Annotated in this window: 26 protein-coding genes; 18 read left to right on the top strand and 8 right to left on the bottom strand. The window is 72.6% G+C overall.

Annotated elements, in window-relative coordinates:
- Positions 1-84 precede the first annotated feature (84 nt).
- The 3 genes from AB0K17_RS26415 to AB0K17_RS26405 all read left to right on the top strand — a co-directional run bounded on the left by AB0K17_RS26415 (position 85) and on the right by AB0K17_RS26405 (position 2894).
- Entirely contained in the window at positions 85-1005 is a 921-nt protein-coding gene (locus tag AB0K17_RS26415) for an ATP-binding cassette domain-containing protein (protein ID WP_365984470.1), read from the top strand.
- Positions 1002-1829, top strand: a complete 828-nt coding sequence (locus AB0K17_RS26410) for an ABC transporter permease (RefSeq protein ID WP_365984469.1) — start codon at positions 1002-1004, stop codon at positions 1827-1829. Before AB0K17_RS26415 ends, AB0K17_RS26410 begins: the two co-directional genes overlap by 4 nt.
- A gap of 81 nt (positions 1830-1910) precedes the next feature.
- Positions 1911-2894 carry a MerR family transcriptional regulator gene (locus AB0K17_RS26405; RefSeq protein ID WP_365984468.1) on the top strand — a complete coding sequence of 328 codons (984 nt, stop codon included), beginning with the start codon at positions 1911-1913 and terminating at the stop codon, positions 2892-2894.
- A gap of 33 nt (positions 2895-2927) precedes the next feature.
- On the opposite strand, the gene AB0K17_RS26400 is transcribed toward AB0K17_RS26405, so the two are convergent.
- Entirely contained in the window at positions 2928-4046 is a 1119-nt protein-coding gene (locus tag AB0K17_RS26400; protein WP_365984467.1) for an FAD-dependent monooxygenase, read from the bottom strand.
- Between the two features lie 149 nt (positions 4047-4195).
- Between AB0K17_RS26400 and AB0K17_RS26395 the strand changes: the two genes are divergently transcribed.
- Positions 4196-5179, top strand: coding sequence for a TetR/AcrR family transcriptional regulator C-terminal domain-containing protein (locus tag AB0K17_RS26395; RefSeq protein ID WP_365968844.1), 984 nt, complete (start codon positions 4196-4198; stop codon positions 5177-5179).
- Here AB0K17_RS26395 and AB0K17_RS26390 read toward each other — a convergent pair.
- The 5 genes from AB0K17_RS26390 to AB0K17_RS26370 form a co-directional block, all read right to left on the bottom strand.
- Entirely contained in the window at positions 5133-5663 is a 531-nt protein-coding gene (locus AB0K17_RS26390) for a GNAT family N-acetyltransferase (RefSeq protein WP_365984466.1), read from the bottom strand. The genes AB0K17_RS26395 and AB0K17_RS26390 overlap by 47 nt on opposite strands.
- Positions 5664-5711: 48 nt before the next feature.
- On the bottom strand, positions 5712-6446 hold the full coding sequence (locus AB0K17_RS26385) for an SOS response-associated peptidase (protein ID WP_365984465.1): 735 nt from the start codon (positions 6444-6446) through the stop codon (positions 5712-5714).
- A gap of 45 nt (positions 6447-6491) precedes the next feature.
- Positions 6492-7277: a VOC family protein gene (locus tag AB0K17_RS26380; protein WP_365984464.1), complete on the bottom strand. Its 786-nt coding sequence runs from the start codon at positions 7275-7277 to the stop codon at positions 6492-6494.
- Between the two features lie 82 nt (positions 7278-7359).
- Positions 7360-8310 (bottom strand): carbohydrate kinase, encoded by a 951-nt coding sequence (locus AB0K17_RS26375; RefSeq protein WP_365968840.1) that lies wholly within the window; start codon positions 8308-8310, stop codon positions 7360-7362.
- 49 nt (positions 8311-8359) lie between these two features.
- A complete protein-coding gene (locus AB0K17_RS26370) occupies positions 8360-8698 on the bottom strand; it encodes a nuclear transport factor 2 family protein (RefSeq protein ID WP_365984463.1) in 339 nt (112 codons plus the stop codon).
- Positions 8699-8960: 262 nt separating this feature from the next.
- On the opposite strand from AB0K17_RS26370, the gene AB0K17_RS26365 reads away from it, so the two are divergent.
- From AB0K17_RS26365 to AB0K17_RS26305, 13 genes are all read left to right on the top strand, one after another.
- On the top strand, positions 8961-9830 hold the full coding sequence (locus AB0K17_RS26365) for a poly-gamma-glutamate hydrolase family protein (RefSeq protein WP_365984462.1): 870 nt from the start codon (positions 8961-8963) through the stop codon (positions 9828-9830).
- A gap of 130 nt (positions 9831-9960) precedes the next feature.
- A complete protein-coding gene (locus AB0K17_RS26360; protein ID WP_365968837.1) occupies positions 9961-10464 on the top strand; it encodes a SigE family RNA polymerase sigma factor in 504 nt (167 codons plus the stop codon).
- Positions 10465-10525: 61 nt separating this feature from the next.
- Positions 10526-11773: a hypothetical protein gene (locus tag AB0K17_RS26355; protein WP_365984461.1), complete on the top strand. Its 1248-nt coding sequence runs from the start codon at positions 10526-10528 to the stop codon at positions 11771-11773.
- A 109-nt stretch (positions 11774-11882) separates the two neighbouring features.
- Positions 11883-13190: a hypothetical protein gene (locus AB0K17_RS26350; RefSeq protein ID WP_365984460.1), complete on the top strand. Its 1308-nt coding sequence runs from the start codon at positions 11883-11885 to the stop codon at positions 13188-13190.
- 144 nt (positions 13191-13334) lie between these two features.
- Positions 13335-14726 (top strand): cytochrome P450, encoded by a 1392-nt coding sequence (locus AB0K17_RS26345; RefSeq protein ID WP_365984459.1) that lies wholly within the window; start codon positions 13335-13337, stop codon positions 14724-14726.
- A 7-nt stretch (positions 14727-14733) separates the two neighbouring features.
- On the top strand, positions 14734-15294 hold the full coding sequence (locus tag AB0K17_RS26340) for an SRPBCC domain-containing protein (protein ID WP_365984458.1): 561 nt from the start codon (positions 14734-14736) through the stop codon (positions 15292-15294).
- A gap of 4 nt (positions 15295-15298) precedes the next feature.
- Entirely contained in the window at positions 15299-15769 is a 471-nt protein-coding gene (locus AB0K17_RS26335; protein WP_365984457.1) for a MarR family transcriptional regulator, read from the top strand.
- A complete protein-coding gene (locus tag AB0K17_RS26330; RefSeq protein WP_365984456.1) occupies positions 15766-16650 on the top strand; it encodes an ATP-binding cassette domain-containing protein in 885 nt (294 codons plus the stop codon). Before AB0K17_RS26335 ends, AB0K17_RS26330 begins: the two co-directional genes overlap by 4 nt.
- Positions 16610-17476, top strand: a complete 867-nt coding sequence (locus AB0K17_RS26325; RefSeq protein WP_365984455.1) for an ABC transporter permease — start codon at positions 16610-16612, stop codon at positions 17474-17476. Before AB0K17_RS26330 ends, AB0K17_RS26325 begins: the two co-directional genes overlap by 41 nt.
- A 41-nt stretch (positions 17477-17517) precedes the next feature.
- Positions 17518-18195 carry a hypothetical protein gene (locus tag AB0K17_RS26320; protein WP_365984454.1) on the top strand — a complete coding sequence of 226 codons (678 nt, stop codon included), beginning with the start codon at positions 17518-17520 and terminating at the stop codon, positions 18193-18195.
- A 51-nt stretch (positions 18196-18246) separates the two neighbouring features.
- Positions 18247-18777 (top strand): GNAT family N-acetyltransferase, encoded by a 531-nt coding sequence (locus tag AB0K17_RS26315; protein WP_365968828.1) that lies wholly within the window; start codon positions 18247-18249, stop codon positions 18775-18777.
- 381 nt (positions 18778-19158) lie between these two features.
- The gene (locus AB0K17_RS26310; RefSeq protein ID WP_365984453.1) at positions 19159-19602 is read left to right on the top strand and encodes an NUDIX domain-containing protein; all 444 of its coding nucleotides are present in this window, start codon (positions 19159-19161) and stop codon (positions 19600-19602) included.
- Positions 19599-21611: an ABC transporter ATP-binding protein gene (locus AB0K17_RS26305; protein WP_365984452.1), complete on the top strand. Its 2013-nt coding sequence runs from the start codon at positions 19599-19601 to the stop codon at positions 21609-21611. The genes AB0K17_RS26310 and AB0K17_RS26305 overlap by 4 nt, the downstream gene beginning before the upstream one ends.
- Here AB0K17_RS26305 and AB0K17_RS26300 read toward each other — a convergent pair.
- Positions 21575-22414 carry a hypothetical protein gene (locus tag AB0K17_RS26300; protein WP_365984451.1) on the bottom strand — a complete coding sequence of 280 codons (840 nt, stop codon included), beginning with the start codon at positions 22412-22414 and terminating at the stop codon, positions 21575-21577. The genes AB0K17_RS26305 and AB0K17_RS26300 overlap by 37 nt on opposite strands.
- Before the next feature lie 183 nt (positions 22415-22597).
- Between AB0K17_RS26300 and AB0K17_RS26295 the strand changes: the two genes are divergently transcribed.
- Positions 22598-23092, top strand: a complete 495-nt coding sequence (locus AB0K17_RS26295; protein ID WP_365968824.1) for a peptidylprolyl isomerase — start codon at positions 22598-22600, stop codon at positions 23090-23092.
- Positions 23093-23120: 28 nt separating this feature from the next.
- On the opposite strand, the gene AB0K17_RS26290 is transcribed toward AB0K17_RS26295, so the two are convergent.
- Entirely contained in the window at positions 23121-24056 is a 936-nt protein-coding gene (locus AB0K17_RS26290) for an aminoglycoside phosphotransferase family protein (RefSeq protein ID WP_365984450.1), read from the bottom strand.
- Positions 24057-24084 lie beyond the last annotated feature (28 nt).

The following is a 24084-nucleotide window of genomic DNA, read 5'->3' as shown; positions in this document are numbered from 1 at the left end:
CGTACGCCCAGGGGCGAATCCGGCCGCACGATTGCCGCCCACGGCCCCATGCCCGGCGGGGCGCCTCCCGGCAGTGTTGCCGTCGTGATCGAAGTCAACGAACTCACCAAGCGCTACGGCAGCAGGACGGCCGTCGACCATCTCTCCTTCACCGTGCGCCCGGGCCGGGTCACCGGATTCCTCGGCCCCAACGGAGCCGGCAAGTCCACCACCCTGCGGGTGATCCTCGGCCTGGACGCGCCCACCACGGGCACCGCCACCGTCGGCGGCGTTGCCTTCCGCCGTCACCCGCGCGGGCTGCGGCACGTCGGCGCCCTTCTCGACGCCGGTCGGGTCCACGGCGGCCGCAGCGCCGCGGCCCACCTGTTGGCCCTGGCCCGCAGCAACGCCATCCCGCGGCGCCGGGTGGACGAGGTACTGCAGGAGGTGGGCCTCACCGAGGTGGCCGACCGCCGCATCGGCGGCTTCTCCCTCGGCATGAAGCAGCGGCTGGGCATCGCCACCGCCCTCCTCGGCGACCCGCCCGTGCTCGTCTTCGACGAGCCGATCAACGGCATGGACCCGGAGGGCGTGCTGTGGGTGCGCCGGCTCTTCCGACGCCTGGCCGCCGAGGGGCGCACGGTGTTCCTCTCCAGCCATCTGATGTCGGAGATGGAGAACACCGCCGACGAGCTCGTCGTCATCGGCCGGGGCCGCCTGATCGCCGCGGAGTCGGTGGAGGACTTCGCGGCCCGCGGCACCGGGCGCAGTGTCGTGGTGGCGACGCCGCAGGGCGCCGAGCTGACGGCCGTACTGACCGCGGCGGGCGCCTCGGTCGGGCCGGAGGGCTCGGCCGGTGCCGAGAGGCTCGTGGTGACCGGGCTGCCGGCGCAGCGGATCGGCGCACTCGCCTTCGAGCACCGCATCCGGGTGGACGAACTGACCACCCGCACCGCCTCGCTGGAGACGGCCTTCATGGAACTCACCGCCGACAGCGTCGAATACCTGGCAGGACAGACCCGATGACCGCACTCTCCTCCGTCCCCCCGGCCCACCCTGCCGTCGCAGGACCGCCCGCCCGCTTCCGCGACCTGCTCGCCTCCGAGTGGATCAAGATGCGGTCCCTGCGCTCCACCCCGTGGACGATCGCGCTCACCGTCCTGTTCGTCCTCGGGTCCGCGGCCGTGGCCGCGACGACGGACAGCACCGCGGAATCCAGCCCCACCGAATTCCTGCCCTTCGATGCCTATCCGCCGGCCGGCTACTGGACGCTGATGCTCGTCGCCAGCTGCGTCGGCGCCCTCACCGTGGTGAGCGAGTACAGCAGCGGCCTGATCCACACCACCACGGTGGCCGTACCCGCCCGGGGCTCGGTGGTCCTGGCCAAGGCGGCCGTCACCGCCGCCGTATGGACCGCGGTCGGCACGATCACCTCGACCGGTTCCTTCCTCGTCTCCCAGGCCGTACTGAGCACACGCCACGCCGGCGTTGTGCTCACCCACCCCGGGGTGGTCCGGGCGCTGGTGGCCTCCGCGGTGCTGGCCCCGGTCTGTGCACTGGTCGGCCTGGGCCTGGGCGTTGTGCTGCGGCACGCCGCAGCGACCATGGTCACCAGTGTGTTCGTCCTGCTGATGCTGCCCACCATGTTCTCGGAGAGCAATCGCTGGTCGGCGGACATCAAGCACACGCTGGTGTCATCCGCCTGGAAGCGCCTGGTCGAGACCTGGGAGCCGGGCCCCGACTCCCTGGCCTACACCGCCACGGTCCCCGGCTCGTGGCTCGTGTACGTGCTGTGGCCGCTGGTCGCGGTCGTACTGGCCGTGTTCGTCGTGAGGCGCCGCGACGTGTGAGCGGTCCTCGTGAGGGCTTCCCCATCTCGGGGTTGACCTTGCCCTCCAGGGCAAGGTTTAACGTCCTTCGAGGTGAGAGGCATGCGCATCAGTGAACTGGCCCGCCGGGCGGGCGTGACGACGAAGGCCGTGCGGTACTACGAATCGCTGGGGCTGCTCGCGCCCGAGCGGCTGGCCAACGGCTACCGGGACTACACGCAGGAGGACGTCCGGCTCGCACGGGAGATCCGGGCGCTCAGCGGGCTCGGCATCCCTGTCGAGGGCACCCGGCCGTTCCTGGACTGTCTGACGGCCGGCCACCGGCACGCCGACGACTGCCCGGCCTCGCTGGCCGGCTACCGGGACGCCATCGACGACCTCACGCACAGGATCGAGGGACTCACCGCCCGCCGGACGCTGCTGATGGCGCACCTGCGGGATGCCGCCCACCGCAACAGCCGCGCTGCACCGATGCGCACTTCACCGATGTGCGCTGCACCGATCGACGAAGGAGACCACCCGATGCCCGACCACGCGCATGTGCCCGCCACCCCGCCGGTCCCCCTGGACGACGGCGCGGCCGCGCATCTGCCCGGCATGACGATGCCGCGCCTGGAACTGCAGGGGACCGGCGGGAAGACGATCGGGCTCGACGCGCTCGGGGCGGGCCGGACCGTGCTCTACGTCTACCCGCTCACCGGTCGTCCCGACGCCGACCTGCCCGAGGGCTGGGACTCCATTCCGGGAGCGCGCGGCTGCACCCCGCAGGCCTGCGGGTTCCGCGACCACCACCAGGACCTGCTCGCCGCCGGCGCGGACGGCGTGTACGGCCTGTCGAGCCAGGACACCGCCTATCAGTGCGAGGTCGTCGAGCGGCTCCGGCTGCCGTTCGAGATGCTGTCCGACCCCGGGCGGCAGCTGGCCCGGGCGCTCGGGTTGCCCACGTTCGAGGCCGGTGGGCTGACGCTGTACAAGCGGCTGACGCTGATCGTGCGCGACGGTGTGATCGAGCACGTCTTCCATCCGGTCTTCCCACCGGGCGAGCACGCCGAGCAGGTTCTTGCCTGGCTGCGGGCACAGGGGTGAGGGCGACCGGCCGGTCGTTGCACCGCGGCGGTGTCAGGCGTCGAGCGTGAGGGCGTTCTTGGCCTTCTCCAGTGACTCGTCGGCCGGTGTGCCGCCCTGGTTCTCCAGAGCGAGGGCCTGGTTGAGGGCGACGAAGGGGCGCATGCGCTCCTCGTAGCGGGCGAAGGCGACGGTGTGGTCGCCCTGGGCCCGGGCGAGTTCGTCGGCGAGGACGTATCCGCCCACCAGGGCCAGGCTCGTGCCCTGGCCGGAGAGCGGGGAGGCGCAGTAGCCCGCGTCGCCGGCCAGCGCGACGCGTCCGCGAGACCAGCGGTCCATGTGGATCTGGGCCATCGAGTCGAAGAAGAAGTCGGGTGCCCGGCGCATGGCCTGGAGCAGGCGCGGCGTCTCCCAGCCGGTGCCGGCGAGGCCGGCGGTCATGAGGGCCTTCTGCTGCTCGGTGTCGCGGTGGTCGTAGGCGAGGGGCTGCTCGGAGCGGAAGCCCAGCGTGGCCCGTATCTCGCGGTTGTCGCGCACCGGGTAGACGCAGTAGGTGGCGGCCTCGTCGTCGAGCCAGATCTGCCAGTTGTCCAGGTCGAGGAAGTTGTCGGTGCTGAAGACCGTGACGTAGGCGCCGAGGTGGCGGATGAACTGGTCCTCGGGTCCGAAGGCGAGCTGCCGGACCTTCGAGTGCAGTCCGTCGGCGCCGAGGACGAGGTCGAACGTGCGGTCCGCGCCCCGCTCGAAGCCCACCCGCAGGGCGGCGCCGTCCTGGTCGTCGAGTGCGGCTGTGGAGTCGTCGAAGAGGAACTGCACGCCAGCCTCGCGGGCCTGCCGGTACAGGAGCCCGACGAGGTCGTCGCGCAGCAGCTCGATGTCGTCGCTGTCCAGTCGGCCGCTGCTGTAGGTCATTTCGGTGGAGCGCCACTGTTCCACTCCCCGCGCGTCGAGCATCGACATGCCGCGCATGCGGGTCCGCAGGTCGCGGGCCTCGCCGAGGATGCCCGTCCGGTCCAGGACGTCCAGGGCGACGCCGCGTACGTCGATGGCCTGGCCGCCCGGGCGGACGTCCGGTGCGCGCTCGACGACGGTGACGGCGAATCCGCTGCGGCGCAGCCAGTGGGCGAGGGTGAGGCCGGCGATGCTCGCACCGGAAACGAGGACGTTCTTCACGGGATGCTCCTTGGTCGTGGGCGTCATGGCCGTCGCGGCCGTGGCTACGCCGTACGCCACTGAATGTACAGCGTACGCACAGCATGGAACAAGGGACGGCCTGGATTGCGCGCTAATCTGTACTAGGACAGAGGGAAGGGGATCGATCCGTGGCCGACCACCAGCTGCCGCCGTACCTGCGCATCGCCGCCGAGCTCCGCCGCCGCATCGCGGAGGGTGAACTCGCCCCGGGGGACCGCGTGCCGTCCACCCGGCAGATCGCCAAGGAGTGGAACGTCGCCCTGGCCACCGCCACCAAGGTGCTGACGGCCCTGCGCCAGGAAGGCCTGGTCGAGGCGCGGCCACGGGCCGGCACGGTGGTGGCGGCCCGCCCGGGACGCGCCGCCGCCGCGCCCGTACCGCAGGGTGCGCCGGCCACTGCGCCCGCTGCCGACGGCGAGCTGACGCGGGAGCGCATCGTGCGGGCGGCGATCGCGATCGCCGACGAGGACGGGATCGCCGCACTGTCGATGCGGACGATCGCCGCCCGGCTGGGTGTCGCGGCCATGTCGCCCTACCGCCACGTCACCGGCAAGGAGGATCTCCTCCTGCTCATGGCCGACGCCGTCCTGGCCGAGGCGTCGTACCCCGTCGACGCGCCGCCGCACTGGCGCGGCCGTCTCGAAGCCGGCGCCCGGACGCTGTGGGCCCTGCACCGCGCCCACCCGTGGCTGGCCCGGATCGCTCCCCTGACCCGCCCGGTGGCCGTGCCGAACCTGATCGCCTACTCGGAGTGGATGCTCGGCGCCCTCGACGGTCACGGCCTGGCCCCGGCCGCCATGTTCAACATCAACGTGCTGCTCTACAGCTACGTCCAGGGCACGGCCGTCCACCTGGAGCGCGAGGACCGGGCCCGGCGCGCCACCGGGATGTCGGAGGAGCAGTGGATGGACGCCCAGTCGGCGGCCTTCGACTCCCTCATGGCGTCCGGCGCCTACCCCACGTTCACCGAAGTGATCGGCGCCTTCGGTGAAGAGGGCTACGACCTCGATCTCGACGAGGTCTTCGAACTCGGCCTGACCTCGATGCTGGACGGACTGACCGGGCTCATCGACGGCCGGCCGGCGCCGGCACGGGCTTCTCGAGAAGCGTGAACGACTTCGGCGCACCGCCCGGCTGCGGCTTGCCCTCCTTGCGGCCGACGGCCCGGTAGCCGGCGCCGAGGTAGTAGGCGTTCAGGCGTGCGTTGCCGGCGAGGCAGTCCAGACGCACCAGCGTCCTGCCCGCCTCGGCCACGCGGTGTTCCGCGGCCTGCAGGAGCCGGCGTCCCGTTCCGGGTGCGACGCTGCCGTGGTCGACCATGAGCCGGTGCACATAGCCGGCCGTCGGCGGCTGCGGGCCCCAGGCGTCCTCGTCCTGCCACCACAGCTCCCAGGCCCCGACCACACGGCCGGCGGCCTGCGCGAGCCACACCTCCCCGCCGTCCATGACCCGGCGGAAGTGGTCCGCGTCCAGCTCGCCGGGCCGCCACTGGTCGCTGACGCCCCGGGCCAGGATCCACCGGGCCGCGTCGTCGCGCAGGCGCACCAGAGCGGCGAGGTCGGTGTCGTCGGCGAGGCGGAAGCACAGATCGTTCACGCGGCGATCCTCGCACGGTCCCTCAATTGGTCCGGGACGGTGTCGGCCTCACTGGTTGTCGGCCGGGTCCAGCAAATGCGGGCCGTTGTTGCGGACGTTGTTGACGGCCGTGGACACCGCGCGGGCGTCGAGGTGACCGGCGGCCGGCGTGGTCAGCAGCGCGTGGAGCTCGGCGGGCTCGTCGTGAGCGGGGTCGAGCCAGGTGTCCCAGTCGTCCGGTGCGACGGCCAGGGGCATGCGGGGGTGGATCCGGCCGGCGGCGTCGGTGGCTTCGGTGGTGATGACGGTGCACGTCGCCACCCATGCGGCCGGGTCGTCGTCCGGGACGCCGGGGTCGCGCCACCATGCGTACAGCCCGGCCATCGCCATGACCCGGCCGTCGGTGGGGGTGATGAAGTACGGCTGCTTGTACGCCTTGGTCCTCCCCGTGGCCGGCACGGACACCCATTCGTAGAAGCCGTCGGCCGGCAGCAGGCAGCGGCGTTTGGCGAACGCGCTGCGGTACGCCGGCTTCTGCGCCACCGTCTCGGCCCTGGCGTTGATCATCTTTGCGCCGGTGTCCAGGCTCTTCGCCCACGACGGCACCAGGCCCCACCGCAGCGGTCGCAGCCGCCGCACCACCTCGCCCGTGTGCCGGTCCGTCCTTTCCAGGACAGACCACACGTCGTCGGTCGGCGCGACGTTCCAGGACGGGGCCAGGGCCTCCTGCGGCTCCCAGGACGTCACCCGGAACAGGCCGGCCAGATCCTGCGGAGCGCGAGTGGAGACGTATCGACCGCACACGCGTCCCACCCTACGCCGGGCGGGCGCTGCGGCACGGGCGGCTCGTCAGGCGTCGACGCTCGTGATGACCGCGAACGGGGCTCCGACGGGGTCGAGGAACATGGCCATGCGCCCGATGCCGGGGGCGTCCATGGCCGGGATGATGACGGTGGCGCCGTGCTCCGTGGCCGCCGCCACGGTGGCGTCGCAGTCGGCGACCTCGAAGTAGGGGTGCCATTCGGAGCGGGAGCCCGCGGCCAGGTGTTCCGCGGGCAGCTGCATGAGGCCGCCGTGCATGGTGTCCACTCCCCCGCCCGCGGGCCCGGCAATGCTGTAGGCGAGGTCGCCGCCCACCGGCAGGTCGCGGGTGTCCCACGGCAGGACCGCGCGGTAGAACGCCTTCGCCGCCGCCAGGTCCGTGGTGTACAGCTCGACCCAGCTGGTCGAGCCGGGGGCGTTGACCAGGTCCATCCCCGCCACGTCACCGGCCTGCCAGACGGCGAACTCGGCGCCGGTGGGGTCGGTGAACCCGGCCATGCGGCCGGCGGTGAAGACGTCTCCCGGCGGGATGCGGACCTCGCCGCCCGCCTGCTCCACGGCCCTCGCCGTGGCGTCGGCGTCCTCCGTGCGGAAGTACACCGTCCAGGCCGGGCCGGCCCCCTCCTCCGTCAGCGGTCCGACGCCGGCGACCGTTCGGCCGTCCAGGCGGAAGAAGCCGTAGCCCACGGCGGGGCCCGCCGAGGCGTACTCCCAGCCGAGGACCGCGCCGTAGAAGGAGATGGCGGCGTCGAGGTCGGGGGTGCCGAGGTCGAGCCAGGCCGGCCCGCCGGGGACATGGGTGGACGTCAGCATGGGGTGTCCTTCCGGCCGCAGGAGCGCGTCGGGTCCCAGCATGGCAGGGGGCACCGACAATCCCGCCGAGGCGCGGGCGCGCTCAGCGCCCGACCGGAGCTTGCCCGTCCGCCAGTTCACGGGCGTACGGCGGCTGGGCGCCGGCCCGGGAGCAGGTCAGTGCGGCGGCGCGGGCGGCGAAGGAGAGGACGTCGTGCCACTGGTCCGCGTCCAGGGCGGGTGGGCCGGTGAGGGCGCCGTGGTGGTCGAGGCGGTGCAGCAGCGCGGCGTTGACGGTGTCGCCCGCCCCGATGGTGTCCACGACGTCCACCTCCGTCCCGGGGACGGACACCTCGAGGCCGTCGCGGGTGCGGACGGTCAGGCCGGCGCCGCCCCGGGTGAGGACCACGGCGTACGGGCCCGAGGCGAGCCACTCCTCGACGGCGGCCGCGGTGTCGGTGGACTGCGCGAGCCAGGCCGCGTCCTCCTCGGAGAGCTTGAGCAGGGTGGTGCGGGGCAGCCAGGAGCGGAAACGGGCCCGGTGGGCGGCGGGGTCGGGGACGAGGCCGGGCCGGATGTTCGGGTCGAGTGCGGTGAACAGGCCGCTGTCGAAGGCGCGGCGCATCAGCTCCTCGTAGGCGGTGGCCCCCGGCTCCAGGACGAGGGAGCAGGTGCCGAAGGCGATGGCGCGCGCCGTGGCGGGCAGGGCGGCCGGGAGCCGGAAGAGGCGGTCCGCGGTGCCCTGCGCGTGGAAGGTGTACGTGGCGGAGCCGCCGTCACCGACGTGTGCCACCGCCAGGGTGGTGGGCTCGGGGCCGCGCTGGACGAGGGAGGTGTCCACGCCGTCCGCCGTCAGGGCGCGCAGGAGGGCCTCGCCGAAGTGGTCGGTGGACAGCCGCGAGCAGAAGGCGGCCGGGGAGCCGAGGCGGGCGAGGGCGAGGGCGGTGTTGTAGGGGCCGCCGCCGCGCCGGGGCAGCAGGGCGGGCAGCTCGTCGTCGGCTGCGGGCCCGGCGGGGACGAGATCGATGAGGGCTTCCCCGGCGACGACGATCACGGGTGGTGGGTCCTTTCGACGTGTGGTGGTGGGGGCGTGTGCTGCGCGGTCAGACCGCGAACCAGACCTTCTCGATGCGGTCGGCGCCGACTTCGTACAGGGCGACCGCGGTGCGCACACCGTCGCCCAGGAAACCGGTGACGACCTCCTGGTCGATCACGAGCCGGCCGTGGACGACCCGCGAGACGAGTTCGGCGTGCAGGTGCGGGCTCGCGTCGAAGAGGGCGGCGTAGCGTTCCCGGAAGGCCGGGCCCGAACGGTCGGTCAGCACCTCGCCGGACGGGAAGGCGTGCACGGGGACGTCCGGGGCGTAGTAGCCGAGGAACGCCTCCAGGTCACGGGCGTTGTAGGCGGCGAGCTGGCCGTCGACTATCTCTTCGGGGGACAACGGGCACACCTTTCGTCGATCACTTCTCCTGGAACGATTGTGGATCACGCCGGTGTGTTCAGGGCAGGGCCTGCGTCTCGATCCGCGGCCGCACGCACGTCGCCGCCCTTGCCCCGCCGGGTCCTGGCGGCGGTGTCGTGCGCCGTGCTCGCGGCCCTGAACCGCGGCACAGGACAAGTACTGAACATTTGTTTGACGCCCGGTCACCGCCGACGAGAGACTCGACGGTTGATAACCGGCCAAACAAACCCGATGGAGCCGTATGTCCCAGCCGACGCCGCCCCCGTCCCGTGCCAGCCGGAGGACGATCCTCGCCGCCCTCGCGGCGGCGACCGCCGCAGCGCCCCTGCTCACCGCGCTCGGCACGGGAACCGCCCACGCCACGGGCGCCGATGACCACTTCGCGTCCAACACCGACCTGTACACCCGGCTCCCGAACGGCGAGGGCACCGACTACGCGCGCCGCTACAAGCGGCACGAGATGGCCGACGCGAGCCTCGAGGGGCGCTTCCCCTTCGCCCGCACGACCGTCATGGCCCTGCACGGCGGCGGCATCGAGGCCGGTACGTCCGAGCTGTGCCTGGCCGTCGCCGGCTACCACCCGGCCACGCTGGAGCCGATGCAGGCCGACGGGGCCGTCCACGACTACTGGATGTTCGAGGGCCTGCGCAGCAAGGACAACGACGAGCTGCACGTCACCTCCCGCAACTGCGACGACCGCGTCGCCCGGGCCATGGCCGCCGGCAGCCTCAACGTGCTGAGCCTGCACGGCTGCACCGCCGCCCAGGCCGGTGCCCCCGCCTCCCGCCCCGAGGCGGTGGTGATCGGCGGCCGCAACGCCGACTTCCGGCGCCACCTGCAGCAGGAGCTGGCAGCCGCGGGCTTCCAGACCGTCGACGGCACGAAGATCTCCGCCCTCGACGGCGACGACCCGCAGAACATCTGCAACCGCACCCTGCTGGGCAAGGGCGCCCAGCTGGAGCTCACCACCGAGCTGCGGCGGAGCCTGTTCGGCACCTTCACCCGCCAGGGGCGGGGGCAGAGCACCAACGTCGCCTTCCGCCGCTTCACCGATGCCTGCCGTGCGGCGATCGCCCGGCTGGAGGCGGGAGCGGACCAGGTCATCCTCTAGGGCCTGTCCGGCGGATCGTGCAGCCCCGTCGGGGGCATGACGCTTTCGCGGGTCGCGTGACATGTGCGTGTAACGCGACCCGCTTCCCACCGCGTGTATGGAGTGACGTCAGATCACGGAAGGAAACACGGTGGGGGAAGCACCCGGCGACTACCTGGAGTTCGCGACCGCGCGCAGCGGCTATCTGTTCCGTACGGCGTGCCTGCTCACCGGTGGCGACTGGCACCTCGCGGAGGACCTGGTCCAGGAGACCCTCGCCAAGATGTTCCGGTCGTGGCGGCGGATCAACCGCAACCATGCGCCCGTCGCCTACGCGCACACCGTGCTGGTGCGCACGTTCCTCTCGCACCGGCGGCTGCGCAGCTCCGGCGAGCGGCCGAGCGACTGGTTCCCGGACGCCGCCGGGCACGCCGACGACGCGGCGCTGCGGCTGACACTGCTGGACGGCCTGGCGCGGCTGGCCGCCAAGGACCGTGCCGTGCTGGTGCTGCGCTACTGGGAGGACCGCACGGTGGAGGAGACCGCCGCGGCCATGAAGCTCTCCCAGGGAGCGGTGCGCGTGCGCAGCCTGCGGGCGTTGCAGCGCCTGCGCGAGCTGCTCGGCGACGAGCTGTCCGAGCTCGCGGCCCGCTAGGGCCCGCCGTCGTCCCTCTCACCGCCTGTACGAGCCGTACGTACGAACGGAGCTGTCCCCCATGTCCCTCGACCACCACGACGACACGTTCGAGCGGCGGCTGCCCGCCGCCTTCGAGGACGCGGTCCGCGTCTGTCCCCCGCACTCCCCCGACCTGGTCGACCGCGCGACCGCGCGGGGCCGCCGGCTGCGCCGGGTGCGCGCGTTCCAGGTCGGTGCGGGGTGCGCCGCGCTGACGCTGGTCGCGCTCGGCGGCACGCTCCTGGGCACCGGCGGGGCCGGTGGGGCGGCGGCCCCCCGGGACGTCTCCCCCGCGGCGTCCGGCACCGCGCGGCCGGCCGCCACGCCGGTCGGCGGGGAGGAGATGGTCGCGACGCTGAAGAGCCTGCTGCCGAAGGACGGGACGGTCTCGGGCACGTCGGGCACCGGCTCGGACGGCTCGGGCAGGTCGGCCCCGGCCGCCAAGCTCACCTACACGAACGCGCGCGGCAGCTCCGGCATCGACATCGCCGTCCACCGCCAGGCCCCCGGCGACCGGCCGGACGGCTGTCTTCCCGTGCAGGTACGGCCGTACGACCAGTGCGAGGCCCGCACGTTGCCCGACGGCTCCGTGCTCCACACCACCAAGTCCTTCACCCATCCCAGCGGCAACACCGGCCAGCGGCGCTGGTACGCCGAGCTGGTCACCCCGGACGGCGCGGTGCTGTTCCTGCAGGAGTTCGGGGGCGGCGAGGAGAAGGGATCGGACAGCGGCGCCGAACCGGTGCTCGGCCTGGAGCAACTGGCCGCGATCGTCCGCAGCCCGGCCTGGCGCAAGGCGGTCGCCGCCGTGCCGGCCCCGGCCTCCGGCGCGCCCCGGCAGCAGGGCGTTGCGGGCGAGCACCTGACCGAGGTCCTGACGTCGCTGCTGCCGCCGGGCGGCCGGATCACGGACCGCAACGCCGACGCCGGCCTCGTTCAGTTGGTCTACGACGACGGCCACGGCAAGGCGATGATCGAGGCGGATGTGCAGCAGGGCATGACCGACCTGCTGGCCGGGCAGATGGACTGCCCGTCGGGCTCCGACGACGCCGACTGCCGCAGCCGGACCCTCCCCGACGGCACCCGGGTCAAGGCCACCCGCGCGCCCTCGGAGAAGGGCGGCTCCGCCGTCGTCCGGTCCGTCGACACGCTGCGCCCGGACGGCCGCCGCGTTCTCGTCCGCGAGATCAACTCGTACGCGGAGAGCGGCCCGGTGACGCGTCCGGAACCGCCGCTGGGCCCGGAGCGGCTGGAGACCATGGCGCTCGATCCGCGATGGTTCCGCTGAGGCGGCGAGGTGCGGGGGCATCGTGGCCCGTTGTCGTCTTGCCCGCGCCGCCCCGCAGCGGATTGGCTGCGCCCCGGAACGTACGACTGGCGCACGGTGTGGGGGAATCATGCGGCGTTCGAGACGATGGGTGTTCCTGACGGCGGCACTGGCGACCTGGGCGGCGGCCGCGGTGCCGGCCGCCGCCTCCGGCGGGCAGCAGCCGCGCCCGCGGACGGAGCGGGTGAGCGTGGCCGCGGACGGCACGCAGGCCGACGTGGCGTCCCATACCCCCGCGATCACCGCGGACGGCCGCCACGTCGCCTTCCTGACGCGGGCGAGCGTATTCGTGCCCGGCACCCCGCGCGGCAGGCATCTCTACCTCAAGGACCTTCGGACCGGCGCTGTGGAGCGGGCGAACGTGTCCGAGGACGACAACCCGGATCTGCGGTGGGTGTACGAGTACTCCCTCAGCGCCACCGGACGGTACGTCGTCTTCGCGTCCGCCGCCGAGGAGATGGGCCCCGGGCATGTCGTGGACAAGCACCTCTACGTGCGTGACCGGGCCACCGGCCGGACCGAACCGCTCCTGGACGACGGCCGACCGGGCGGTGCCGGCAATCCGGTCATCAGCGCCGACGGCCGCTATGTCGCCTTCGACTCCCCGCGGACCGACCTCGTCCCCGGCGGGGGCAAGCGCGAGTATCAGGTGTACGTGCACGACCGCGTACGGCACACGACCCGGCGGGTCAGCGTCGCCTCCGACGGCGCTGCGGCCGACGGCTTCTCCCACCTGCCGGTCATCAGTGCCGACGGCAGCGAGGTCGGCTTCCTGTCGGTGGCCGACAATCTGGGGACGGCCGGCGGCCCGCGGCCGGCACCGCGGGACACCAGCTTCTACGTGCACGACATGCGCACCGGGCGCACCCGGCCCGCCGCCCAGCGGCAGGACGGCACGCCGGCGGCCGTGGTGACCGAGCGCAGCCTGACTCCGGACGGGCGGTATGCGCTCTTCTGCTCCTCCACGCCCGGCATCGTGACCGGCTACACCGGCACGGTCCAGCAGTGCTACGCCAAGGACCTGCGCGCGGGCGTCACCCGGATGGTCAGCCTGGCCCCCGACGGCGCCCCGGCCGACGGCCACACCTCCGCGGTGGTGATGGGCGCCGACCACCGCCGGGTGTTCTTCACCTCCTGGGCGCACAATCTCCTGCCGGGCGGCGCCGGCGAGTTCTCGGCGGTGTACGCGCGGGACCTGCGTACCGGTGCCGTCGAGCGGATCGACGTCGCCGCGGACGGCACGGGGGCCGACGGCCTCGCGGGCGGGACCTCCGTCGACCGGTCGGGGCGCGTGGTGGCCTTCGAGAGCTGGGCGGGGAACCTGGTTACGGGAGACACCAATGACACCGGGGACGTCTTTGTGCGCCGGCTGACCTGACCGCGTTTCCCCCGGCACGGAATGTCGGGTATGAGGTGCGGCGGTGGACGGGTAGTCATCACTTGTACCCATCACGGCGTTTTGCCCGGAATGGCGAATCGGCGTGTGCAGTGATGTCCTCGCGCAGCCCGGAAGGCACCCGTCATGGCCGCCCCCGCCGTTCCGCCCGTCCGTCCCGTCGCCGGCCCGCGCGGCCTGCCGCTGCTGGGGAACCTGCCCGCGTTCGGCCGGGACCCGCTGGGGTTCCTGGAACGTCTGCGCGACGAGCACGGCGACGTGGTGAGCTGGTCGCTCGGTCCGCGGCGCGGCCTGTTCCTCTTCCACCCGCAGCACATCGCCGAGCTCCTCGGCGCGGTCGAGGTCACGTTCGAAACGCTGGAGATCGGCTGGGTGTTCCGGCAGGTGACCGGGCACAGCGTCATCCTCAGCCGGGGTGCGCAGTGGCGCCGCAAGCGGGCCCTCGTCCAGCCCACGGTCCGCCCGCGCCAGGTCCGCGCGTACGCCGCCGTCATGACGGACTGCGCCGGTGCGGCGGCCGACGGCTGGCGGGACGGGCAGTCGGTGGACGTCCACCGGGAGATGTCGCTGATCACCCAGCGGATCGTCCTGCGCACCCTGTTCGGCAACGATCTGGGCCGCCGGGCCCGCACGCTGGGCGATGCCATGGGGGTCGCCCAGCGTGCGGCGGGCGACGAGATCCGCAGCCCCACCCTCTTCCTGCCCGGGTGGGTGCCCACCCCCACGCGCCGCCGGGTCCTGCGGGCCGTCGCCGCCATCGACGCCGAGATCCACCGCCTCATCGCCGCCCGCCGCGCCGACCCGGCCGGCGCCGCCGGCCGCGACGACCTGCTGACCCGGCTGCTGCGGGCCCGCGACGAGCAGGGCCGGCCGCTGAGCGCCCGGGAGGTGCGCGACGAGGCGGTCACGCTCTGGGCCGCCGGCCAGGAGACCACCTCCACCGCGCTGACCTGGATCTGGTACCTGCTGTCCACCCACCCGGCCGCCCGGGCGCGACTCGAGGAGGAGCTCGATCGGGTGCTCGGCGGACGGCCGCCGGCCATCGACGACCACGAGGAGCTGACGTGGACCCGGTGGGTGGTCAAGGAGGCGCTGCGGCTGTACCCGCCCGCCTGGCTGATCCCGGCCGTCGCCGGCCCGTCCGCCACGCTCGGCGGCGCGCGCGTACGCCCCGGGACGATCGTGTGGTGCAGCCAGTGGACCACCCACCGGGATCCGCGCTGGTTCCCCGACCCCGCCGCCTTCCGCCCCGAACGCTGGGACCCGGCGGCCCCGGCGCCCGTGCCGGACCACGCCTGGTTCCCCTTCGGCGGCGGCCAGCGCACCTGTCTGGGGGCGCGGTTCGCCCAGGTGGAGGCGGCCCTCGTGCTGGCGACCGTGGCCCAGCGCTTCCGCCTCGACGTGACCCCCGGCCCCGTCACCCCCTACCCCGGTCTCCTCCTCCAGCCGACCGTTCCCCTGCGCGCGACCCTGCACGCCCGGACGCGCCCGCGGGCCCGCCGGGTGCAGGCGGGATGATGCATTCATGACCGACAACCGAGACCATGCGATACAGCAGGATGGCGCGGTCCTGCACGACACGTTCGCGGTGAGCCTGCGCCTGTCCGCGGCCCCCGGCGACGTCTTCCGCGCCTTCGCCGACGCCGAGGTGCGGCGGCGGTGGTTCAGGCTGCCGGGCAGCGGGGCGACGTACGAGCACGACTTCCGCGTCGGTGGCGGTGAGACCGCCTCCAGCACTTTCGCCACCTTCGCCATGGAGCCGCAGCAGCTGGCGTACTGGTCGCGGTACCTTGACATCGTTCCCGATACGCGCATCGTGTACGTCTACGAGTCGCACGTGGACGGGGTGCTGCGCTGGACCTCGCTCGTCACCGTCGAGTTGCGCGCCGATGCCGATGCCGGTGCCGACGAGACCGTGCTGACCTGGACGGAGCAGGTCGCCTTCGTCGCGCCGGCAGGCGACGGGAGCGACGATCTGCTGCATGTGCGTGGCGGCACGCGGCTGCGCCTGAACGGGCTGGCCGTGGCTCTCGCACAACGCCCTCGCACAGCAGTGCCCGATAGCTCGCACCCAGAGCTAAAATGATGGTATGCCCGCAAAGGGTGCGGATGTTGTGGAAGGCACGGCCGAGGAGCTCGCCGGGCTCGTGGCGGGGATCCACCGGCTGGCCCGGCGCAGGCTGTGGCAGTCCATGCCGGTGCCGCGGCTGCGGGGAGCCGAGGCCGAGCTGCTGCGCGTGGTGTCGGCGCGGCCCGGCATCGGGGTGTCCGGGGCGGCCAAGGAGCTGTGCCTGGCCGCGAACTCGGTGAGCACCCTGGTCAACGGGCTGGTCGCGGACGGCTTCCTGCGCAGGGAGAGCGACCCGCGGGACGGCCGTGCGGCGGCCCTGTTCCCCACGGCCGCGTGCGCGAGGCGGCTGCGGGACTGGCAGGAGCGGCGCGCGTCGCTGTTCCGCGAGGGCATGGGTGCGCTGCCGGCGCAGGACCGGGCGGCCGTGGCGGCGGCACTTCCCGCCCTGCGCCGGTTCGCGGACGCGCTGCGCGAGGAGGAGGCGCCATGAGCACCGAGGGCGGGAGCACCGAGGGCGGCGTGGCGGCCGTCCGCTGCACCGGGCTGACGTACTCCTTCGGTCGGACCAGGGCGGTCGACGGCGTGGACCTGCGCGTCGAGCCGGGCGAGGTCTTCGGGCTGCTCGGCCCGAACGGCGCGGGCAAGACGACGACGCTGCGGTCGATCACCACGCTGCTGCCCGTGCCCCCGGGCGTGATCGAGATCTTCGGGCGGGACGTCTCCCACCGGAAGATGACGGTGCGACGGCTGCTGGGGTACGTGCCGCAGCAGTTGTCCGCCGACGGCGGGCTGACGGGCCGGGAGAACGTCGACCTGTTCGCCCGGGTCTTCGACGTCCCGCGCCGCGAGCGGCACGAGCGGGTGGAGCAGGCGCTGGAGGCGGTGGGGCTCGCCGGCGCGGCCGACCGGCTGGCGGCGACGTACTCGGGCGGCATGGTGCGCCTGCTGGAGCTGGCCCAGGCGCTCGTCAGCGCGCCGCGACTGCTGGTGCTGGACGAGCCGACGATCGGCCTGGACCCGATCGCGCGCGGCAACATCTGGGAGCGCATCGCCGGCATCAGGGCCGCCACGGGGATGACGGTGCTGGTCACCACGCATTCCATGGAGGAGGCCGACCGGCGCTGCGACCGCCTGGCACTGCTGCACCGGGGGAAGGTACGGGCGCTGGGCACGCCCGAGGAGCTCAAGCGCGGGCTCCTGGCCGACCGCCGCGCCAGTGGGGACGGGAGCGGGGAGGGCGAGGGTGCCCTGCCGTCCCTGGAGGACGTCTTCCGTCATGTCGCCGGCGGCGAGCTGGCCGGCTTCGAGGACCAGCGAGGGGAGTTCGGTGATGTCCGCCGTACCCGCCGCACCGCCTCCCGCGTCGGCTGACGGCGCGGGGTCCGTCGAGCAGCAGTACGCGCTGCTGCTCCGCCCACCGCCCGCCCGCAGGGGGTGGCGGGTCCTGCCGGCGCGCGTCGTAGCCCTGTGCGTGGTCGAGCTGCGCAAGCTGCGCCACGACCGGGCGGAGCTGTACACGCGTGCCGTCCAGCCCGTCCTGTGGCTGCTGATCTTCGGGCAGACGTTCAGCCGGATCAAGGCCATTCCCACCGGGAACGTCCCGTACGTGGACTATCTGGCGCCGGGGATCATCGCCCAGTCCGCGATGTTCGTCGCCATCTTCTACGGCATCATGATCATCTGGGAGCGGGACTCCGGGGTCCTCACCAAGCTCCTGGTCACGCCCACGCCACGGACGGCGCTGGTGGCCGGCAAGGCGTTCGCCGCCGGCGTCAAGGCCGTCGTCCAGGGCGCGGTGGTCGTGGTGATCGCGGCACTCATGGGCGTCGCCCTGACCTGGAATCCGCTGCGCCTGCTGGTCGCCGCGGTGATCGTGGTGCTCGGTTCGGCGTTCTTCTCGTGCCTGTCGATGACGATCGCGGGGATCGTGCTGACCCGTGACCGGCTGATGGGCATCGGTCAGGCCATCACCATGCCGCTGTTCTTCGGCTCCAACGCCCTGTACCCACTGGCCCTCATGCCCGGCTGGCTGCAGGCGGTCAGCAAGGCGAACCCCCTCAGCTACCAGGTGGACGCCCTGCGCGGGCTGTTGATCGGCACCCCGGCCCATCTCGGCACGGACTGTCTCGTGCTGCTCCTGGCGGCCCTTGCGGGCATCACCGCGTCGGCGGCCCTGCTGGGCCGCCTGGCCCGGTGACGCCGGTGCGGTGACGTGACCGCTCGCCATGGTTGGTGATCATGCATGTACACCGACAAATCACGGCTGCGCGCGCCGTGATCGCCTCCCTGGCGTTGTCCCTGGCGACGACGACGCTGACCACCGGCTGCGCCAACGGTTCCGGTTCCGGTTCCGGTCCGGTGGCGGGCCCCGCCCAGCAGCCCGTACCGCTTCCATCGGCCGATGTGGTCCTGGACACGGGCCGGCTCGAGCCCGCGCTGCCGGATCGGTTCAGCGTCCCTGCGGACGTCTCGCAGTCCCGCACCAGGAAGGCGTGGGACTCCCACGACACCGCCATCTGCCGGTCCGAGCAATGGCCGTCCGCGTGGTGCTCCCAGGCCGTCGCCTTCGGACTCGCCGCGTACACCAACGCCCGCGACCAAGAGCTTTCGGTGCGGCTCATCTCCTTCCCCACGGCCAAGGCGGCCGAGGCGCTCTTCGTCGGCGACGGGACCGGGGGCGAGGTGGGGAAGAACCCTCCCGGCGACCGGATCGAGGGCTTCGAGATCTTGGCGGACGGCTCCTGGGAAGGCCGCGGATTCCACGCCCGCCAGGGGGCGGTGATCGCCAGCATCAAGTACACCTGGAAGCAGGGAACGAACATCCCCCCGGACCGCCTCATGGCGGTGACCAGGATGACGGTCGAGCGCATCAAGCAGGCACAGCACGGCGACGTGCCGAGCGCATCGGCCCGCTAGGTGCAGGGCGAGAACGACGGGTGCAGGCGGATACCTGCTTAGGCTTCCGCCATGAACGACACCACGCATGGCATAAAGATCCGACCGGGCGGCCTGGCCGACGCACCGGCCATTTTGGACATGCTCGACTCCGCGGTCGTCTGGATGAACGGTCGTGGCAACACCGAGCAGTGGGGCACGACACCGTATTCACAGAAGCCGGGCGGCGTGGAGCGCGTCGAGCGGTACACGACCGAGAACGTGCCGTACATCGCCGAGTGGGACGGCACGCCCGTCGGAGCCATGGTGCTGGACTGCGGTCCCAGCCCGCAGATGCCGATCGCGCCGGCCACGGAACCCGAGCGGTACGTCCGGCTGCTGGTCTCCGACCGGCGGTACGCCGGTCGGGGCATCGGTGCGGCGCTGCTGGCCCATGCCGCCGAGGAGACCCGGCGGGCCGGAGTGGAACTGCTGCGGGTCGACTGCTGGGCAGGCGGCGGGGGCGAACTGGTCGCGTTCTACGAGCGCAACGGCTTCACCTCCACCGACCGTTTCGTCTCCGGCTCCTGGCCGGGGCAGGTCCTGGCCCGGCGGGTGCGCTGACCATGTGATCTCTTGGGCTCACCCATTTCCGCCGGCACGGCCGGATGCGATCAGGTGCGCGAACCGGGCAATACCCCGGAAGAGTGAGCCGCCCCGGGCGGGTGATTCGAAAATGCCGCGGCGGCACGGAGGGGCAAGCAGCACACAGGGCGCGAGCCGTCCTTCGCATTGGTGTTCCGTCGTTCCCCCGTGCCACCTCGTGACGAGCCCTTGATCAGCGGCGTTGTTCCGGGCATCCGCATCGGTCACCGACTCACGGAGGGCGCCATGGATCCCGCGCCCGGCACTCCCGCCCCGTATGTCGCGTTCGAACTCCCTTGGCGCGCGGGTCGCGCGACGACCGTCGTGGTTGACGGTGCCGCTCAAGGAAAGGGAAGCCGTATGTCCTTCCAGCCGACCATCGTGGGCGCGCATCTGTACTTCGAAAGACGCGGAGAGGTGCTGCTGGGGCTGCGGCCGCCGGACGCGCTGTTCGGCGCGCACGCCTGGCACGTTCCGGCGGGGCACGTGGAGCGGGAGAGCGCCCGGGCCTGTGCCGTCCGGGAGGCGGCCGAGGAGCTCGGGATCACCGTCGCGGAGCCCGATCTGGAGCTCGTGCACACCGTGCACCTTCGTGGCCGCGAGGGCGGCCTGCCCCGTCTGCAGCTGTTCTTCCGTGTGCACCGGTGGTCCGGCGAGCCGCAGTTGAGGGAGCCGGACCGGTGCGTGGAGTGGCGGTGGTGGCCACTGCACGCGCTTCCCGACCCGATGGTGGAGTACACGGTCGCGGCACTGGAGGGCATGGCGCACGGCTGGCCGTACACGGACATGGGGTGGTCCCTGTGAGCGACGCGACCGTCAACGGGTCGGAGGTACCCGGCCCCCGCCGGGGTGTGTCCCTGCCACCGCCTCCGGCCAGGGCCGCGGCGGCGCCGGAGGGCGAGGAGGTCGGCGACGAGCTGAAGAGCGCGTACTGGATGCAGTGGGACGGTGAGGCCGCCCGCACCAGCGTGGGGCGGATCCTCGGCCGGCTGCCGTCGATCAGCCGCAGGGTGCTCGGCCTGGCCTACCGGGCCGATGCGCGGGCCACCGTCGCGGTCGTGGTGCTGCAGCTCGCCTCGTCGCTGATGAGCGCCTTCGGGCTGCTGGCCTCCGTGCGGGTGCTCTCGGCACTCTTCGCCCAGGGCGCGACCTCCGAGCGCATCCAGCACGCCCTGCCGTCCCTCGCTCTGGTCGCCGGGCTGCTGGCGGCGCAGGGCCTGCTCGACTTCGGTGTCGCCCGGGGGCAGGCGGTGCTCACTCCGAAGGTCCGGCGCGCGGTGGAGGAGGAATTCCTGCGGCTGAACTGCCATGTGCGCCTGGAGGCCGTGGACGACGCCGCCTTCGCGGACGAGGCGAACAAGGCCAACGACCGCGGCCTGTACTACATGCGCCAGGCCGTGCCGCAGCTGGTCTCGCTCGCGCACGCCGTACTCGGGCTGATCGGGGCCGCCGGCGTCCTGGCCGTACTGCATCCTTTGTTGCTGCCTCTTCTGGTGCTCTCCGTGGTTCCTCAGGGGTACGCGGCGGTGCGCTCGGCGCGGGCGCAGTTCCTCTCCCACAGTCGCTACAGCACCCTTCAGCGGCGTATCCGCCTGTTCACCTGGCTCCTCCTCGACCGCGACTCCGCATCGGAGGTGCGCGCCTGCACGGCGCAGCAGGCGTTGCTGGAGGAGCACGAGCGTTTCGCGCGGCGGATCGAGACGGAGGACGCCCGGTTGGGCCGGCAGGAGGCGAACGTCGCGCTGTGGGGCCGGGCGGTGGGCGGCCTGGCGGTCGGTGCCACGTATGCGGTGCTGGGGTGGATGACGGCGACCGGGTGGCTGCCACTGGCGGCGGGCGGCGGGGCGTTCTTGGCGATCCGCTCCAGCCGGGGCACGCTGGTGAGCGTCGTGCTGGCCATGCACCAGATGTACGAACACGCTCTGTGGATCGACGACCTGGAGCGGCACCTGGAGCGCTGCCGTGCCCTGCAGCCGCATCGTACGGGCAGGCGCCTGGCGGACCGCGTGAAGACCATCACCGTCACCGACGTCCACTACACCTACCCCGAGGCCGGCCGGGACGCACTGCGCGGGGTGTCGATGACGCTGACGGCGGGCTCCACGGTGGCCTTCGTCGGCGCCAACGGGTCGGGCAAGTCGACGATGGCCAAGCTGCTGGCAGGGCTGTACGTGCCGACCGAGGGCAGCATCTGCTGGGACGACGTGGAGGTACGGGAGGTCGACGCCGAGAGCATCCAGGCGCAGGTCGCCATGGTGCTGCAGGACCCGGTCGCCTGGCCGCTGTCGGCGCTGGCCAACGTCACGATCGGTGCGGGGAGCATCACCGAGGCCGATCCGCAGCGGGCCCTTGCGGCGGTGCGGGAGTCGGGCGCGGACCGCGTCATCGCCGGTCTGCCGCAGCAGTGGGCCACCCCGCTGTCCAAGCGCTTCAAGGGCGGCCAGGAGTTGTCCGGCGGCAACTGGGCGAAGGTGGCCGTGGCCCGGGGCCTGTACCAGGACGCCGCGATGCTGGTGCTGGACGAGCCGACGGCCAGCATGGACGCCCGCGCCGAGCACGCGGTCTACGAGGCCGTCCTGCACGGCCGGCGCCGCCCGGACCGCATCACCGTCCTGATCTCCCACCGGCTGGCCAGCGTGACCGCATGCGACATGATCTACGTCTTCCGCGACGGGCGCGTCGTCGAGTCCGGCAACCACCTCACCTTGATGTCCCGCCGGACCGACAGCGGTGAACCCGGGGAGTACGCCCAGCTGTTCACCCTCCAGGCCGCCGCCTACCGGGCGGCGGCGGGAGCCGGAGAAGCACCGTGAGGGGCCTCGGGGGGCTCATGCCAGTAGTGGGCGAGAATGCCTTCCTTGAAGGGCGCGGGCGAGATGCTGAGGTCCCCCGAGAACGGCCGGTCCAGGGTGAGGACGAGCAGCACGCTCACCCCGATGAGCGCCGCGACCGCGCTGATGAACACGAGCTGCACGCGGATGCTGCGGATGCCGTACACCCAGGTGAGGGGGATGACGACCAGGGCGCCGCCGTAGACCAGTGCGGTCAGCAGGACCGGCAGCTGCTCCTGTGACGTCGCGAGCCGACTGCGGCGGGCGGCGGCGACGCCGCCGAGGTTGGAGACGGCCTGGCTGTAGTAGGCCTTCTCCGCCTCGGTGGTGGGTTCGTAGGTCTGGAAGGCCCGGTAGATGCGGGTGATCTCGGGGTTGGTCAGGCCCGGGTCCGGCTCTCCCTCGCGCATGCGCGGCCACTGCTTCTCGACGATGGCGTGGACGTAGTCCCCTATGGCGTCGGAGATCCGGTGCCGCTGCTCGGTGGGGAAGGCCGAGGCGTCCCGCAGCACCTCGGCGGTCTGGGTGGCCTCGGTGGCGACGTTGGTCCGGGCGACGCCGAGGGCCTCCCACTCGGCCACGATGACGAAGGCGAGGATGATGCCGTAGATCGCGCCGTAGATGCCGAGGACGACGCCGATCATCTCGTTGTGCCGCCCCTCGACGGTGTGCGGGAAGCGGCGGCGCACCAGCAGGCCGCCCGTCACGGCGACGAACACGATGCCGCCGATGAAGACGGTGGCCAGAGCCGGGGTGCTGAAGGTGTTGAGCAGCCAGAGTTCCACGGCATCCTTTCACGAGCGGGCCCTGTCGCCCCTGGGGGCATGCTGGTCGGGCACTGCGCCCGGGCGTGGGAGGGATCATGAAGGCTGCACAAGGCCTGCGCATGTGCTTCACCGGCGTGGCCGGGCCGGCGCGGCGTGTGGGGGGCGGCACGGGTGGGGCGGGAGAGGTGACAGGATAGGGGCATGAGCAACGTCTATTTCGACATCACCATCAACGGCGAGGCCGCCGGCCGCATCGTTTTCCGTCTTTTCGACGACATCGTTCCCAAGACCGCGAAGAACTTCCGTGAGCTCGCCACCGGGCAGCACGGCTACGGTTACGCCGGTTCGCCCTTCCACCGTGTCATTCCCGAGTTCATGCTCCAGGGCGGTGACTTCACCAACGGCAACGGCACCGGTGGCAAGAGCATCTGGGGCGGGGAGTTCGAGGACGAGAACTTCCAGCTCAAGCACGACCGTCCGTTCCTGCTGTCGATGGCGAACGCCGGCCGCAACACCAACGGCTCGCAGTTCTTCGTCACCACCGTCGTGACCCCGTGGCTCGACGGCAAGCACGTCGTCTTCGGTGAGGTCGTCGAGGGCACCGAGGTCGTCAAGAAGATCGAGTCGCTCGGTTCCCGTTCGGGCAACACCGCGGCCAAGATCGTGGTCGCCGCCTCCGGCACCGTCGGCGAGTAATCACGCGCCGGCTCATCGGCCCGCCGTTTCAGGCGGTCCTCGCCAGGAGAAGTGCCGACAGGGCGTCCGCGAATGCGGTGAGCCGGTCCAGGTGGGGGCCGCCGCGGGCCGCGCGGAATCCGTGGCGGCGGGCCCAGAAGGCGGCCTGGACGGCGTGGAGCTGGGCCCAGCGCCGGACGCGTTCGCGGTCGAGCTCCGCGGCCTCGGCGAAGACGTCGATCGTGCGGTGGACGGCCCTGGGCAGGTCGTCCGCTCCCGCGAGCGCGAGTGCGCGCGACTTCAGCAACGTCCCCCCGTCGTAGGCCGGGTCCCCCGCGTACCCCTTGGGGTCGACGGCCAGCCATGGCTCGCGGTCGGCGCGCAGGATGTTCCGGGCGTGGAGGTCGCCGTGGATCACGGTGTCGGGCTGGGTGCCGCCCAGCTCGGCGGCGGTGGCCACGGCGGCGTCCACGACGGGGCGCGGCAGTGCGTGCGTCAGTTCCCGGGCGTCCTTGCGCAGCTCCTCCACCCAGGCGCCGGCCTGCTCGCGCAGGCGGGGCAGGCCGGGCGGCGCGGGGACGGCGAGGCGGCGGCTGAGCCGGCCGGCGACCGTCACCACCTCGTCGCCGTCCCCGATCTCCGCGAGCGTCGTGGTCCGCGCGCGTTCCAGGAGCATCGCGTACCGTGCGTCGTCGCGCTCGTGCAGCAGGACGGCCCCGCGCCCTTGCCACACGGCGAAGGCGTCGGGTTCGTGGACGTTGCCGGGGTGGGGGAAGGACACCTTCATCACGGCGGCCTCCCCGGTCCGCCGGCGTACCGGGACGACGACGCCCACGCCGCCGTGCGTGACCTCGCCATCCGGCGTGCACTCCCAGCGCTCCAGCAGCTCGGCCACGATGCCGGGCAGGGCGGCGATCCAGACAGCTCCTGCCTCCCCCTCCCGGGCGACGGTGCTGCGGGCGAATTCCTCCGGTGTCGCGATCATCCCCGTAGCTTAAATACGTTTACCGTAA

This window comes from Streptomyces sp. NPDC049585 (assembly GCF_040675615.1).
Taxonomy (GTDB): Bacteria; Actinomycetota; Actinomycetes; order Streptomycetales; family Streptomycetaceae; genus Streptomyces; species Streptomyces luteosporeus.
This window is presented reverse-complemented; position numbering and strand designations above follow the sequence as displayed.

Coding starts and splice junctions, on each gene's coding strand:
- AB0K17_RS26410 (WP_365984469.1), top strand. CDS start 1,002: ATGACCGCACTCTCCTCCGTCCCCCCGGCCCACCCTGCCGTCGCAGGA.
- AB0K17_RS26405 (WP_365984468.1), top strand. CDS start 1,911: ATGCGCATCAGTGAACTGGCCCGCCGGGCGGGCGTGACGACGAAGGCC.
- AB0K17_RS26380 (WP_365984464.1), bottom strand. CDS start 7,277: ATGCTGACGTCCACCCATGTCCCCGGCGGGCCGGCCTGGCTCGACCTC.
- AB0K17_RS26365 (WP_365984462.1), top strand. CDS start 8,961: ATGTCCCAGCCGACGCCGCCCCCGTCCCGTGCCAGCCGGAGGACGATC.
- AB0K17_RS26355 (WP_365984461.1), top strand. CDS start 10,526: ATGTCCCTCGACCACCACGACGACACGTTCGAGCGGCGGCTGCCCGCC.
- AB0K17_RS26350 (WP_365984460.1), top strand. CDS start 11,883: ATGCGGCGTTCGAGACGATGGGTGTTCCTGACGGCGGCACTGGCGACC.
- AB0K17_RS26345 (WP_365984459.1), top strand. CDS start 13,335: ATGGCCGCCCCCGCCGTTCCGCCCGTCCGTCCCGTCGCCGGCCCGCGC.
- AB0K17_RS26340 (WP_365984458.1), top strand. CDS start 14,734: ATGACCGACAACCGAGACCATGCGATACAGCAGGATGGCGCGGTCCTG.
- AB0K17_RS26335 (WP_365984457.1), top strand. CDS start 15,299: ATGCCCGCAAAGGGTGCGGATGTTGTGGAAGGCACGGCCGAGGAGCTC.
- AB0K17_RS26330 (WP_365984456.1), top strand. CDS start 15,766: ATGAGCACCGAGGGCGGGAGCACCGAGGGCGGCGTGGCGGCCGTCCGC.
- AB0K17_RS26325 (WP_365984455.1), top strand. CDS start 16,610: ATGTCCGCCGTACCCGCCGCACCGCCTCCCGCGTCGGCTGACGGCGCG.
- AB0K17_RS26320 (WP_365984454.1), top strand. CDS start 17,518: ATGCATGTACACCGACAAATCACGGCTGCGCGCGCCGTGATCGCCTCC.
- AB0K17_RS26315 (WP_365968828.1), top strand. CDS start 18,247: ATGAACGACACCACGCATGGCATAAAGATCCGACCGGGCGGCCTGGCC.
- AB0K17_RS26310 (WP_365984453.1), top strand. CDS start 19,159: ATGTCCTTCCAGCCGACCATCGTGGGCGCGCATCTGTACTTCGAAAGA.
- AB0K17_RS26295 (WP_365968824.1), top strand. CDS start 22,598: ATGAGCAACGTCTATTTCGACATCACCATCAACGGCGAGGCCGCCGGC.
- AB0K17_RS26290 (WP_365984450.1), bottom strand. CDS start 24,056: ATGATCGCGACACCGGAGGAATTCGCCCGCAGCACCGTCGCCCGGGAG.